Genomic DNA, 12,535 nt, shown 5'->3' with positions numbered 1-12,535 from the left:
TTCGTTGGATTGAACCAAAGCCCAACCATCCCGAGAATTGCAATTGCGATAACCGCCACCCAAATCAATATCAATTGGATTGTTTTCAGCGTCGCCAAACGATCCTCCATTCGATGCCCTTTCTAACGAGCCCGGTAAATCTGGTCAGCCGGAATAAGAAAGTCGCTCGCGCCTTTCACTCGCACGGTTTTCTTATTGATCTTCACGATCGGCAGCCATTTATCCGTCATGAACGACCAAAGGACCTCAGTCTTTCCCTCGAGCAGGGCCCGCAAGTCAAGTGCTCGATAGGCCGCCGCGTCGCGTTCTTTCTCCGCCTGCCTGACGGGTGCCGCGAGGCGTGCCTTCTCGATCGACAGGCGGTTCGCCCAATACTTCCGGCGCTCCATCAGCTTCTTGTACTTGTCGAGTTGGGCGTTGATGTCGACCCGCTTGGATAAGGGGATGTTGAGCATCCCGTGGTCGAACCGCGGGCGATCTTCGAGCGCCGCAAGATCGGCGTCGACCTTCGCGAGTTGTTCCTCGCAGTGCTCAATCGAATAGCTCGGCATCACGGATCCTTTCCTTGAATGCTTCGAGGGCCTCGTCGAGGGAGTCGTATTCGTCTTCGCAGAGGTGGCCGATTACGTCGTTCACTTGCTCTCGAGGTCGCTCAGCCACGTCTCCACCACCTCGAGTCGATACCTCACGAGTCGACCGACTTTGAAGAACCGCGGCCCCTCCCCTGTCTTCCCGTCACGCCATGTCTTGCGCCAGTCGGAGAGGGTTTGCGGGGATACTTCGATCAGCTTCCCGAGGGTTTCCGGGGACACCACGAGCGGGCGGTTAATGTGCTGGTGCTCTTCGGGTTCCGCGAATGTGCCGATTGGGATGACAGTCATTTGCCCCGCCTCCCCTGCTTGCGGGTCAGGAGGAAGTAGAGCTTGTCGAGGGTGCGCATTAGAGGTGCCCTCCGAAGTCGGCTTTGAATGCGTGATCGGCCTTCATCTGCGCCACATCGATCTCGATACTCGACCGGAGCGCGAGCTGCATGATGTTTCCGTAGAACCCGTCTAGCTCGCTCGATACGCCGAACCCGACGTACTGCACGCCAGGCCCAAACGTAAGACCGAGCTGCACTTCGTCATCACCGTCGTGCTCGAGCAGTTCTGCAATAAGTTCCTTGACGAGCATTACTTGACCTCCGCCTTCTCGAATAGCTGCCACGTGAACACGGCCCCCGACCTGTCGAATGCGTCGAGGATTGGCTGCACGGCCATAGCGAACTCATTCGCCTTCTCAGTAGCCTCAAGCGCTTTTTCTTGACGTGTCGATTTCGACCCGGCATACGTTTCGCGCGACCAATACCGCAGCGAAAGATCATTGCCGTAGCCGTCCGGGTATGCCTGGTTGAGTGTCGTCGGGTCGATCTCGCGGCCAAACAGTGCAGAGCCAATGTTTTGGCACTCACGCAGGAGACTCGCTCTACGTCGGTCGCGCATCTTCGTGATCCGCTCGTGGTAGATATAGGTCGCCCAGATGTCGGCGTTCATCTCAAGCTCTACGGTGCCCGGCAATTCGCCATCGCGAACGATCCGAGCAAGTTCGGCCTGAAACGCTTCCCGTGCCGCGGCCTTGCTTATCGCGCCGTTCGCACCCAAGACGATGTTGTCGTAAACGTTCTCAAAAAAATTGGACATTAGCTTTCGTTCCATTCCTTCAGCAAGGTGAGGAACCGAATCCCCTTATCGAGCTGACCGTTTGAAAATTCGGATGTGATATTCCGGTCAAGCTCGTCCGGCCTGTATTCAGCCCTGAGCTTGTCGAGGTTCGCGTAATTGCCATATCCCGAACAGGTCGCGATTGATTTGGCAATGGAAGTGAACAGGGATATGCGGCCCTTGCGAGCTTCGCGCTCCTGCTGCTCGCGCTCCATCTGCTCGCGGCGACGCTGCGCAGCTTCCCGCTTGTGGTCGTCCTCCCAGGCCGCGTATGCCTGCCGTGCCGTGGGGAAGTCGGTGCCGATGCGCGCCGCGTAGTCGGGAGCGGCCTCTAGCAGGTGAGCGAGCCGGTCAGCCTCTTCGGCCTCCATCCGCTCCTGCTCTTCGAGGTTGCGACGCTCCACGTCACGGCGACGCTCGACCTCTTTATAGGCAGCGTCGAGCGCCATGCCACCGTTGACAACCTGCTCTGCAATGTCGGGAGCGTGGTCGAGGATCGCGCCAGCCTCCGCCATGCGTTGCGCCCACTGCCTACTTCCGGATCCGGAAGTATCGGATGGAACCGCATTACGCGCCCACCGACCGTTCTCACGTTTGCCGGTGTCAGCGAGCACGAGCGCGGTGCTCATCGCCTGCTGGCCCGTGGTCATGTGCCTGCGTGAGACGTTCTGCGAAAGCACGAACGCCGCGGCCTCGTCCTCTGCACCCTCGAACGGTTCAACGCTCGGCTCAACCCCGGCGAGCTTGCACGCTGCCGCGCGATTCCTGCCGTCGAGGATGCGACCTGAGTCATCCACGATGATCGGATTCTGTAGACCGTTCTCTCGAATGTCATCAGCGAGCCGATGCAGCTCATCGTCAGGGAGCATCGGGAACCGGTCAGCGAGTGGGTGCGCGATTATTTCAGCAACCGTCACTTCGTCTCTCCGTTCGGGATGAGCGAGCTGAGCCCGCGATCCTTGCGAGTCGAGAGGTCTGCACGGATGTCTTGAAGGCCTCGCCCGAGCCCGTCGCCCTTGTCGGGGAACTGGTCAGCGTTTGCCTGGATCGGGTTTTTCTGATTGCGCTGGTTGATTGCGCGTAGGTCGCGCTCGGTAAGATTCGTCATGACGAGTCCTTTCAATTCGTTCGTGGCCCCGGCAGTTGCACCTGCGCGGGGCCGTTCTCTTGCGTCTGTGTTCCATCTCTCCGGGACCTACCGGGGATGGGATTTGTGAGCTCGCTACCGTCTTCGGGGCTTTCCGCTACCTGCCAGCAGTTGCTGTGGCTATGACCACCGACCGGCGTGGTGTCCGGTCAGCGTTTCCGCCTGGTGCGAGCTATGGAGTTGTAGGGGTCGCGATGGCGCGACGATTACCGCCCCGATAGGGGCAGCGAGAGAGGCACGCTCAGAGGTGCCGGTGGCGGCTAGGCCGCGAGGTCGTCGTCGACCTGGTCTGCGTCGTCAGAAGCGACAACCTCGAACAGTTCTCCGATGCCCATACCGAACGCATCCACCGCGCCAGCCACGAACCGGCCGGTGGGCTCCTGCCCGTTCCGCACTCGATTGAGAGTTGCGCGGTCAACGCCGATCATGCGAGCCATAACCGCATCGGACGGGATGCTCCGCAGTTCCTTCACGCGGTCGATCACCCCGACTCGCAGTTTGAGCTTTGGCATATCGCCTCCTTGGCTAAGTTCCTCGACCCGGTTTCGGATCGGTGAAATCAATAGTGCATCACTTGATCCAAGTTTGCAAGTAGTGAATCACTATTGCTACTGATGCAAAAGTGAGTCACACTAGAGGCGTGACTTACAACACATGGCTCAGCATCCACACCAATGGCGCATCCACCCGCGATATCGCCGCCAAGGCAGACGTCGCCCAGAGCACCCTCAGCCGCCAACTCTCCGGCTCGTCCTCGCTTGACGCAGCCCTCGTCGTCAAGATCGCTCGCGCATACAACCTCAGCGTCCTCGATGCGCTCGTCGCGGCAGGCTTCATCACCTCCGAAGAAGCGAACATTCCACCAATCGCCGCGGCACTCGAGTCGGCCTCCGACGTGGAGATCGCGCGCGAGATTCTTCGCCGCGCCGAAGACTCTGAGCAGATGGGCCTCCCTGTGAGCGAGGCTGCACGCGCTCGGTCGGAGTATGACGGCAACGTGATCCCCGCCGACTCTCGCTTCTCGATGCCCGTGTCCGTGCTCGCCGACCTCGAGGGCGAACCGTACGCCGCCGACACCCGACGTGACCACGAAGACGACCCGATAGAGGACTGATGTCGGAGGCTGGCGTGATCATGCAGGCATGTGGAGCCCGTACGATCACGCCGCCGACCTCGGCCTCGAAGTCGTTCACGCCGACATCGAAGAGCGTGGTCGCTACTACCCCGGCCATCGGCTCATCGTCCTCCGTCACGGCCTCCACGCCGTCACAGAGCGTTGCACGCTCGCTCACGAGCTCGGCCACCACTACAGGGGGTCGAGCGAGGCGAGAGCCGACGAGTGGGCTGCAGGCTTTCTGATCACCGCCGAGCGCGTAGCCCAGTGCGCACTCGACTTCCCCGACCACCCAGAGACTTGGGCCGACCAGCTGCGAGTAATTCCCCGCATGCTCAAGGTGTGGCTCACCAACCCCCACAATTACGACCGCGCCGAATTCCTCTGGCGCGCCTTAACTGAAACGAGAGAACCATGACCAAGAAAACCCTCGCCTGGATCTTCACCGGCCTCACCATCCTGGTCGCCATCATCAGCAACCTCACCGGCAACCCGCCATTCCTCGACCCAGTCATGGGGATACTCGGTCTCGCCGCGATCATCCTCTGGTGCATGATCTGGATCCCGGCGCGGCAAAAACGTCGACAGGTCATGCTCGACGAGTACGGCTACACAAAGAAGCCGAACGTTGTCCAGGTCACCTACGTCGAGAGCGTCACCGACCAGTCGACCGGCGGAATGGGGTACTCGTACACGTGGGGATTGAGCGAGCTCCCAAAGGTGGGTGACTTCGTGCTCGCCCCCGTCGAAGGTGAAGAACCCAAGCTCGCGATGATCGTCGGGTTCGACAAAGCCCCCGAGGGAATCGAACTCAAATCCGTCCTCCGCAAAATTACCGATGAAGAGATGATCGCAGCCGCCGCCGAGAGAGCCGCAGAAGAAGAAGCCTGGCTTGACCACGCTCGTCTCGCTGTCGGCCTCCCAGTGGGCGACGTAGGCCCATTCCCGGAGGGCTACCCGGTGGTTCCTCCTGCGACGGGTGACGCCGACCCCACCGCAGCGGATGCTTATGGCCGCGGCTGGTGGAGGATCTACAAGCACGCCGAAGAGAACGAACTTCCCGCGTCGGAAATCGAAGCGTTCAAGACCGCCGCGAACAGGTGGTTTGCGATCAGAGACCGGGCCTAAAATGCCGAAAGCCTGGATCACCGACCTCTGGACGAAAGACACCATCGTCAACGGCGAGAGAGTGTCACCCACCGCCACGCAGCTTCGTAAGCTCCGCTCCCTCCCCGAAGAGTTCCGCACCAGTCGATTCGACAAGGGCAACCGGTGGCGAGTGTCGTGGGACGACCCGCAAACCTCGAAACGAAAAACACGAAGCTTCGCCACGAAAGCCGACGCCGAAGAACTCAAAGCGTCCCTCGAAGACGACATCCGTTCAGGCCGCTACATCGACCCCTCGAACGGCGACAAGCTCTTCAAGACGGCCGCTGAACGCTGGCTCGAATCGAAACGCAAACTCAAAGGCGCAACCATCTGGCGATACCGACGCGACCTCGACCGGTGGGTGCTCCCACAATGGGGCCACAAACCAATCTCGTCAATCACCCGAGACGCTATCGACGACTGGGTAGGACAACTCATCGAAGGTACCGCGACAATCACAGACGACGCCGAACGCATCCACAAAGGTGGGCTCGCCCCGAAAACGATCCACGGCATTGTCTCGATCGCGTTCGGTGCACCCCTCCGCTTCGCGGTCCAGGAAGGTTGGCTCGCAAAATCCCCCCTCCAAAACGTTGAGCTCCCACCCGAGGACCTCCCCGAAGACATGGAGTTCCTCAACCACAAGGAAATCGAAGCGCTCGCCAAAGCCGTCCAAGCGGTACCCAACCCCAAGCGGGCACGCAAAGAGACCGAAGGCCTCACCAGCTTCGTGCTCGTGCAGACCCTCACCTACACCTGTCTCCGCATCAACGAAGCACTCGCGCTCGACTGGGGACGTGACGTGAACCTCCGCAAGAAACGCATCAAAGTAAACCGCACATGGACTGTCGATCGAGAAGGAAAGAAAACCCTCGACTACCCGAAGACCTGGGAACGCCGAGAAGTCCCAATCCCCGACTTCCTCATCCCCCTCCTCAAATCCATCGAGAGTCCAGGCTGGGTGTTCAAAGCGTCCCGCGGTGGGGCGATGGACGACAAGAACTGGCGCAACCGAGTCTGGTCACCCGCGACGAAAGCAATCGGCCTGGACGGCTTCAAGATCCACGGCCTACGCCACACCGGCATCTCGCTCGCGATCGCAGCAGGTGCGGACGTGAAACTGATTCAACGCATGGCGGGCCACAAATCAGCATCAATCACCCTCGACGTCTACGGCCACCTCTGGCCCGATCGCCTCGACGAGGTAGCGGACGCACTCACGAGACAGCGACGCCGCGCGCTCATATCTGCCGTGCCACCGATACCGAATGGATACTCGGAGCAAATCGGCTCCTAACCTGGGAAACAGAAAAGGCCCCGACTCACCAGTGCTTTACTGGCAAGTCGGGGCATTGCTTGTCGGGAATACAGGATTTGAACCTGCGACTTCTCGCCCCCAAAACGAGCGCTCTACCAAGCTGAGCTAATTCCCGGCGTCGAACTAAATCGACCTGTGCAAGTCTAGCCCGGATTTTGGCCGACGTCGGACACACGCTCAATCGCAACCTTCACGAGATCGACGCGGAGGTCCCTTGCACGCACGACGCATACGGTGTGGCACCAGGGACGAAAGGAATCATCGTGACGGCAATAACGAAACTGGGCCATTCATCCATCGCGCTCGAGAAAGACGAGCGCATCCTCGTCATCGACCCCGGGAATCTCAGCCCGCACGATCGAGTTCGCGATGCTGAAGCTGTGATCGTGACACACGCGCATCCTGATCACATCGTGGTGGATGCGCTTGATGGCAGCGCTGCGGAGGTCTGGGGCCCGCAGGAGGTCGCGGATGTGCTGGTTCGGGACGGCATCGCGACGACGCGGATTCACGTGGTTGCCCCGGGCGACACCTTCTCCCCCGCGGGATTCAGTGTGACGGCGTTCGGCGGACAGCACGCCGCTGTGTTCCCGGGCATGAAGGTGCTGCAGAACAACGCGTACCTCGTTGACGAGGAGCTATTCCATCCGGGCGACTCATTCACGACCGCGCCCGACCCCGCACTGGTCAAGGTCCTATTCACCCCCATCGCCGCGCCATGGCTGAAACTCGCCGAGACGATGGACTTCATCCACGCGCATCCCGACGCGGATATCGTGCCGATTCACGATGCGATCCTCTCGGATGCGGGCATCGGCATCACCGACGGCGTGCTTCGCTCGCGGTTCGAAGAGCGCGCCTATCGACGGATTCGCAAGGACGAGACGCTCTGGACTTAGCCTCGGGGCGGAGCTTCGGTTCGTAGCCGAGCACGGTTTCGCAACGAGAGCCCGGAACGCACTGTTCCGGGCTCTCGTTCGTCGCTCGAAATGGAGGGGGTGACGGGAATCGAACCCGCACTATCAGTTTGGAAGACTGAGGCTCTACCATTGAGCTACACCCCCGAGCCGCCGGAGTACTTCGTTCTGAGAAGCACGTGGCCGTTCGGTCGCCCTGGTTGAACAGGACTTAGCAATTGTAGCGGACGATCGCTGCTCCCGCGCACACCGCTCAATTTTTTCTTTCCGCGCTGCGCTTACCGGATAGTGCCGAGTGATCCCCAGGTTGCAATTCTGTGCATAACCCCCGGACGATGAGGCGATCTCTGATTGTCTGGGAGCCAAGTCCAGGCCAAGAGTTGAACCAGCAAAGGGAGCCACCGTGGATGCGCAAAATCACCCATCGGATTCGCCCATTTGGGATTCCACGCGCGTGCCGAAATTCCCCGCCGGGCTCGACGACTTGCGCAGTACCGAGAAGTGCCCGATGTGTCTTGAACCGACCGGCCACGCGCGAGTTTGCCCAAATTGCGGACTCGACCTCGCAAACCCTGCTCTCGGCGCCGTCTTCGAACAGTCGATCATCGCGGCGGATGCGCTGGTGACCCGCGGAACGCTCCTCGCCACGATCTGGCAGGATGCTCGAACTCCGGCAGTTCCGGATGCTCCCCAAGTGGCCCAAGCGCAGGCCCCGCAGCCGTTGCAGGCCGAACAAGCCCAGCATCCCTGGCAACCTGCACCGTCGCAGCCAGCACCCCCACAACCCGCGCCGCCGCAACCCGCCAAGAGTTCTGGCGAGCCGAACGGCCAAGTAGACCACGCATCCACTCCCCCGGGCCCTGCGCCCGAGGCGACGCCACGCCGCTCGGGCATCCAGGTCTTGCTGCTCGCCATCGGCGTCTCGTTCGTGAGCATCGCGGCGATCGTGTTCCTCACCGTCGCGTTCGTGCTGTTCGATCTCACGGTCAAGTCGATCATCACCGTCGGCGTCACCGCGGCCGTGATCGCGCTCGCGAGTTGGCTGAAGCGACGACGGCTCACCTCGACGGCTGAGGGCGTCGCTATCCTCGGCGCCGTCCTGCTCGGGCTCGATCTCTGGGCAGCCCGCGCGATGAACCTGTTCGGCCTCGAACGCATCGATGGCACCCTGTTCTGGGGCGTCGGCCTGCTCCTCCTCACGGCCATACTGCTGATCTGGGGCAGGCTCGCCAACGTTCGGGCGCCCCGCATCGCGAGCACATTCGCGTTTGGCCCCGGAGTCTTCGCCCTCGCGCGCTGGATCTTCGACTGGGGGCTCGGGGAATACTCGAGCATCCTGATCGGACTCGCCGGCGTCACGACGGCATCGCTCATCGCTCCGATCGTGCATCGGCGGAACGGACGGTCGGATGCGCTCGAGGTCGGCCTCGTGTTCGGCTTCGGTCAGCTGGCGGCGCTGTTACTCGCGATATCAACGGTCATTACCGGCAGCGGGAAGTCCATCGAAGAGGCGACAGCAGGACTCGCGACATGCCTCATCGCGGTCACCGCCCTGATCGGACAACTGCGGCAGCTCGAGCGCGACGGTACGTTGCAACGGATCCGTTGGCAGCGCATCAGCGCCACGATTCTCGCGACCGTCTTGTGGGGCTTCGCGATCGTCATCGGCCTCGTGGATCTACCCGCGGCAATCGCCGGCGACACGGCCGACACGGCGACTCGGTTCTGGAACGTGGCGCCCTTCATCGCACTCGCCGCGGTGGCCTGGGATGTGCTCTACCTTCGCTCGAATCGTCGGGACCGCCCCCGATGGCTCACGGGGCTCGTCACGACGGGCGCCCTCACACTCGCGCCCGCGTTCTGGCTCCTCACCGAGGTATTCCGGCTGCCCTACCTCCGCTCGGCAACGATTGACCGCAGCACCGACGAAATCGATCTTCCGGTCCTCATCGCGGGCCTCTCCCTCACCGTCGCCGCGGGAATCGCGGTTGCCGTCTACCAGTGGCTCGCCAGCTCGCAATCCGGGGTCGCACGTCGCAGCGTGATCGCCTGGGTCGTGGGCGCCGCGGGCCTGGCCGTCATTGCCATGGCGCTGCCGCTCGTTCCCGCTGTCATCGCCCTCGGCCTGCTGATGGTCACGAGCACGGTCGCCGTTGGCGTGTTCCGTCGACGAAGCAGCGAGTCGCTTCGCTTCGTCTTGCAGGCGGCATACGTCGCGACCGCAATCGCGCTCGTGCTCACGACCGTCCTCCATACGCCGCACGCAGCCGTGAGCTTCCTCGCGGTCACCGCCGGATTCCTCACCCTGCGCCTGCTTCGTGGTGACGCGGGTTCCATCCCGCTCACGCTGGCCACAGCCATCGCCGCAATCACGACCACAGTGTTGGGCTGGCTGCCTGGCAACTACCCGACGGTTCACACGGCGGTCGCCTTGATCGCGCCGCTGCTGCTCCTGCTCGTGTCGACCTGGTGGCGCGCGATCGAATGCACCGACCGCCGCATCCTCACATGGACCGCGACGCCACTCCTCTTCCTCAGCGCACTCCAGCAACTGCCGCTGTCGTTCACGGACGGTGCCGTCGCACCGCAAAGCACAGGCGCGATGTATCTCGCCCTCGCCATCGCGTTTGTCGGCCTCGTCGCCCTCGTGATCGGAACGCTCGTCGCAGCGCGCGGCGCGACTCCGCAGCCGGATGCCCAGGGCTGGGCGGATGCGCTGGCCCGCGCGGTCTCACTCGTCGCGATCCTGCCGCTCACGTACATCGTTATCAACCCGCTGCTGCAAGCCGCCACGAGCCAAACCATCGTCGAGACATCCGAGGTCCTCTTTGCCTGGGCCCCCGTGCTCACCGCCCTCACGAGCGCGGGACTCGTCCTCCTGCTGCGACGACTGTCAGTGCCCGAGCCGTGGACGACGACCTCCGAGGCACTCGCGATCGTCGCCGCCTGGCTCGCGATGACGCAGCACGTGCTTCTCGTCGCGGCCGACGAAATTGCAGTGCGTCCGTTCGCCTTTGTCGCGCTCGCCATTGCCATCGCCGTGCCGCTCACCGCGTCGGTCCGTTCAAAACCCGCGGTCCCCGCCGGACGCATCCGCGGCGCCTTCCCCTGGCTCGCCGCGGCGACGCTCGCGGCCTTCGGGCCGCTGCTCGTGTTCATCATCGTCGAGCAAGCGTGGCCCGTACTCGTCGCAGCCCCCGCTGCCCTCGCATTCGCGATCGCGGCCGCTGTTTTCCAGCTCTCGGGGCAGGCGAGCCGCATGCCACGAGGCGCATGGGTTCTCGCAGCGCTCGTCACGATCGGCGCTGCGCTGGCACTCGTCACACTCGTCGCCAGCCGTGGTGCCGCGGGAGTCACCCAGGGCTGGATGCTCGCGGCGCTCGGCGCTGCCCTCTCGATCTTCCTCCTCGCGACCGCCACGTTCACGCGCACTTCGGTTCACTGGCTACCGACGCGTGCGCTCCTTGCCACCGTGCTCGCACCATTCGGCAGCTATGCCCTCATCACTGCAGCGAGATACGGGTTGGGTGGCGAGGGGCTGGGCCGAGCGCCCGCCCTCGGCCTCGAAATTCAGGCTTACGCCCTCGCCATCGCCATCGCAGTGGCCACCGCCGCGGGGGTTTTCTTCGCGCAGCGCGGCGCGCTCGCGACAGCAAGCGCACCGATCCGTACTCTCCAGCGAATCAGTCTGAGCGTCATCGCGGTAGTCGCCTTCGCGGCGCTCACGCTCTCGACACGAGCACTCGACCTGAGCCTCGCGGCGTGGGTCTTCGGGCTGGTGCTCGTGCTCACCATTCAAAAGCTACCGGCGATCGTGGATGCAATCGTGTCGCGCTCGGTCACGTCGGCCACCGTGCTGATCGCCGCTGGTGGCACCCTCGCCGCGACCACATCCGGCCAGCAACTCGAAACCCCGATCGTCGCACTCGGCGTGACAGTCTTCGGCATCGCGGTCGGCTGCATCCTGGCGTACCAGGAACGCCGCACCGCGCATCCTGCCACGGCCCGGCTGCTCACCGCGCGCATCCTCACCCTCGTGACCGTGCCGGTCGCGATCTGGGCGGCACTCCTCGCCGCCCCGGTCGCTTGGCCGTGGTGGATGCTCGTGGCGACGAGCGCCATCACGGTCGCGGCAACGCTCGGCGCGGCGATCCTTCCCCGACGCGCCGATCTCGCGATGCGCATCGCGGCGGGCGACACCGTCGTCTTGCCCCTGGTCACTGCGCTGTTCGTCGCCGATGACTCAATCCGCGTGTGGCCCTACACTTGGCTCACGATCGGCGTGGCTCTCCTTGCCCTCGGTTTCGCTGTGAGTGGCATCCTCGGCCCGATCATGCGCGGTTCCGGCACGCTGCTCGCGCTCGTGTCCTCGGCGACATTATTGTGGCCTGCCGAGTCGTCCGCGGCGGCGCTACTCGTCTCAATTCCGGGATGCGCGGTGCTCGCGGGCATGGCCATCGCGACGGCTCGAAGCACGGCGGACTCACGTCGCATCGAAACGGGCGCTTACGCCGCCGCGATCCCGCTTTGGTTCGCGGCGATCGCGATTGCGGCCGCGGATGCAGTGCCGGGGACGACCCACGTCGTCGCCCTCGTCGGGATGCTCGTCCTCTCCGTTCTCGCTACCGCCGGGGTGACCTCGGGTGCGCTCCAACGCCATGCGGCCCAACTGCCGCTGCTGCTTTTGTCCGCCAGCAGCGCGATCGCGGCCATCATTCACCTCGTTGCCGCGGTCGTGGGCGATGCCGACGTTCCGGTCGACGTCTATTACGTGGCGTTCGGTCTCGCCGCGACCGCAACCGGAGCACTCTGGATGCGCGCGCGGCCACGACTGCGCAGTTTCCCGGCGCTCGGCCCGGGGCTTATCCTCACGCTCCTGCCGCTGTGGTACCTCGAGGCGAGCACACCGACGGCAACGCGAATCGGCATCTACACCGTGCTCGTACTCGCGGCCGTGCTCGTGGGTGCGCTCGGGAAACTCCAGGCGCCGCTGCTCCTTGGCACGATTGCGGCCATCGCCCACGTCATCGTCGCGATTCGCTGGATGCTGCCGGAGCTCTCAGTGCCGTGGTGGGTGTGGCTCGGCTCCGCGGGCGCGATCCTCATCTTCGTGGCCGCGACCTACGAGTCGCGGCTGCGCAACGCGAAGCTGCTCGTGCGCTCCATCGCGCAGCTGCGCTAGTTCGCCGG

At 63.3% G+C, this 12,535-nt stretch carries 13 protein-coding genes and 2 tRNA genes; 6 read left to right on the top strand and 9 right to left on the bottom strand.

What is annotated here, in order from left to right; genetic code table 11:
• Positions 1–122 precede the first annotated feature (122 nt).
• The 7 genes from GMOLON4_RS00635 to GMOLON4_RS00605 form a co-directional block, all read right to left on the bottom strand.
• Complete coding sequence (locus GMOLON4_RS00635; RefSeq protein WP_026937125.1) at positions 123–551, bottom strand: hypothetical protein; 429 nt, start codon at positions 549–551, stop codon at positions 123–125.
• A gap of 81 nt (positions 552–632) precedes the next feature.
• On the bottom strand, positions 633–881 hold the full coding sequence (locus tag GMOLON4_RS00630; protein WP_035732958.1) for a helix-turn-helix transcriptional regulator: 249 nt from the start codon (positions 879–881) through the stop codon (positions 633–635).
• Positions 882–939: 58 nt separating this feature from the next.
• The gene (locus GMOLON4_RS00625) at positions 940–1,173 is read right to left on the bottom strand and encodes a hypothetical protein (RefSeq protein WP_026937127.1); all 234 of its coding nucleotides are present in this window, start codon (positions 1,171–1,173) and stop codon (positions 940–942) included.
• Positions 1,173–1,679: a hypothetical protein gene (locus GMOLON4_RS00620; RefSeq protein WP_026937128.1), complete on the bottom strand. Its 507-nt coding sequence runs from the start codon at positions 1,677–1,679 to the stop codon at positions 1,173–1,175. Before GMOLON4_RS00620 ends, GMOLON4_RS00625 begins: the two co-directional genes overlap by 1 nt.
• Positions 1,679–2,617 (bottom strand): ParB N-terminal domain-containing protein, encoded by a 939-nt coding sequence (locus tag GMOLON4_RS00615; RefSeq protein ID WP_051266935.1) that lies wholly within the window; start codon positions 2,615–2,617, stop codon positions 1,679–1,681. Before GMOLON4_RS00615 ends, GMOLON4_RS00620 begins: the two co-directional genes overlap by 1 nt.
• Entirely contained in the window at positions 2,614–2,808 is a 195-nt protein-coding gene (locus GMOLON4_RS00610) for a hypothetical protein (protein WP_026937129.1), read from the bottom strand. The genes GMOLON4_RS00615 and GMOLON4_RS00610 overlap by 4 nt, the downstream gene beginning before the upstream one ends.
• A gap of 299 nt (positions 2,809–3,107) precedes the next feature.
• Positions 3,108–3,359, bottom strand: a complete 252-nt coding sequence (locus tag GMOLON4_RS00605) for a transcriptional regulator (protein WP_026937130.1) — start codon at positions 3,357–3,359, stop codon at positions 3,108–3,110.
• Between the two features lie 128 nt (positions 3,360–3,487).
• Here GMOLON4_RS00605 and GMOLON4_RS00600 point away from each other — a divergent pair, with 128 nt between their 5' ends.
• From GMOLON4_RS00600 to GMOLON4_RS00585, 4 genes are read left to right on the top strand one after another with little or no spacing between them, the layout of a single operon-like run.
• Positions 3,488–3,961 (top strand): helix-turn-helix domain-containing protein, encoded by a 474-nt coding sequence (locus tag GMOLON4_RS00600; protein ID WP_035732959.1) that lies wholly within the window; start codon positions 3,488–3,490, stop codon positions 3,959–3,961.
• 28 nt (positions 3,962–3,989) lie between these two features.
• Entirely contained in the window at positions 3,990–4,379 is a 390-nt protein-coding gene (locus tag GMOLON4_RS00595; RefSeq protein ID WP_035732961.1) for an ImmA/IrrE family metallo-endopeptidase, read from the top strand.
• On the top strand, positions 4,376–5,089 hold the full coding sequence (locus GMOLON4_RS00590) for a hypothetical protein (RefSeq protein WP_026937131.1): 714 nt from the start codon (positions 4,376–4,378) through the stop codon (positions 5,087–5,089). The genes GMOLON4_RS00595 and GMOLON4_RS00590 overlap by 4 nt, the downstream gene beginning before the upstream one ends.
• A 1-nt stretch (position 5,090) precedes the next feature.
• On the top strand, positions 5,091–6,407 hold the full coding sequence (locus GMOLON4_RS00585; RefSeq protein ID WP_051266937.1) for a tyrosine-type recombinase/integrase: 1,317 nt from the start codon (positions 5,091–5,093) through the stop codon (positions 6,405–6,407).
• A 62-nt stretch (positions 6,408–6,469) separates the two neighbouring features.
• On the opposite strand, the gene GMOLON4_RS00580 is transcribed toward GMOLON4_RS00585, so the two are convergent.
• A tRNA-Pro gene (locus GMOLON4_RS00580) sits at positions 6,470–6,543 on the bottom strand.
• A gap of 148 nt (positions 6,544–6,691) precedes the next feature.
• Between GMOLON4_RS00580 and GMOLON4_RS00575 the strand changes: the two genes are divergently transcribed.
• Entirely contained in the window at positions 6,692–7,327 is a 636-nt protein-coding gene (locus GMOLON4_RS00575; protein WP_169516520.1) for an MBL fold metallo-hydrolase, read from the top strand.
• Between the two features lie 91 nt (positions 7,328–7,418).
• On the opposite strand, the gene GMOLON4_RS00570 is transcribed toward GMOLON4_RS00575, so the two are convergent.
• Positions 7,419–7,492, bottom strand: a tRNA-Gly gene (locus tag GMOLON4_RS00570).
• A gap of 361 nt (positions 7,493–7,853) precedes the next feature.
• On the opposite strand from GMOLON4_RS00570, the gene GMOLON4_RS00565 reads away from it, so the two are divergent.
• Positions 7,854–12,527, top strand: a complete 4,674-nt coding sequence (locus GMOLON4_RS00565; protein ID WP_146137453.1) for an SCO7613 C-terminal domain-containing membrane protein — start codon at positions 7,854–7,856, stop codon at positions 12,525–12,527.
• The last annotated feature ends 8 nt before the right edge of the window (positions 12,528–12,535 follow it).

It is taken from the genome of Gulosibacter molinativorax, assembly GCF_003010915.2.
Taxonomy (GTDB): Bacteria; Actinomycetota; Actinomycetes; order Actinomycetales; family Microbacteriaceae; genus Gulosibacter; species Gulosibacter molinativorax.
This window is presented reverse-complemented; position numbering and strand designations above follow the sequence as displayed.

Coding starts and splice junctions, on each gene's coding strand:
- GMOLON4_RS00565 (WP_146137453.1), top strand. CDS start 7,854: ATGTGTCTTGAACCGACCGGCCACGCGCGAGTTTGCCCAAATTGCGGA.
- GMOLON4_RS00595 (WP_035732961.1), top strand. CDS start 3,990: ATGTGGAGCCCGTACGATCACGCCGCCGACCTCGGCCTCGAAGTCGTT.
- GMOLON4_RS00630 (WP_035732958.1), bottom strand. CDS start 881: ATGACTGTCATCCCAATCGGCACATTCGCGGAACCCGAAGAGCACCAG.
- GMOLON4_RS00635 (WP_026937125.1), bottom strand. CDS start 551: ATGCCGAGCTATTCGATTGAGCACTGCGAGGAACAACTCGCGAAGGTC.
- GMOLON4_RS00605 (WP_026937130.1), bottom strand. CDS start 3,359: ATGCCAAAGCTCAAACTGCGAGTCGGGGTGATCGACCGCGTGAAGGAA.
- GMOLON4_RS00585 (WP_051266937.1), top strand. CDS start 5,091: ATGCCGAAAGCCTGGATCACCGACCTCTGGACGAAAGACACCATCGTC.
- GMOLON4_RS00620 (WP_026937128.1), bottom strand. CDS start 1,679: ATGTCCAATTTTTTTGAGAACGTTTACGACAACATCGTCTTGGGTGCG.
- GMOLON4_RS00590 (WP_026937131.1), top strand. CDS start 4,376: ATGACCAAGAAAACCCTCGCCTGGATCTTCACCGGCCTCACCATCCTG.
- GMOLON4_RS00625 (WP_026937127.1), bottom strand. CDS start 1,173: ATGCTCGTCAAGGAACTTATTGCAGAACTGCTCGAGCACGACGGTGAT.
- GMOLON4_RS00610 (WP_026937129.1), bottom strand. CDS start 2,808: ATGACGAATCTTACCGAGCGCGACCTACGCGCAATCAACCAGCGCAAT.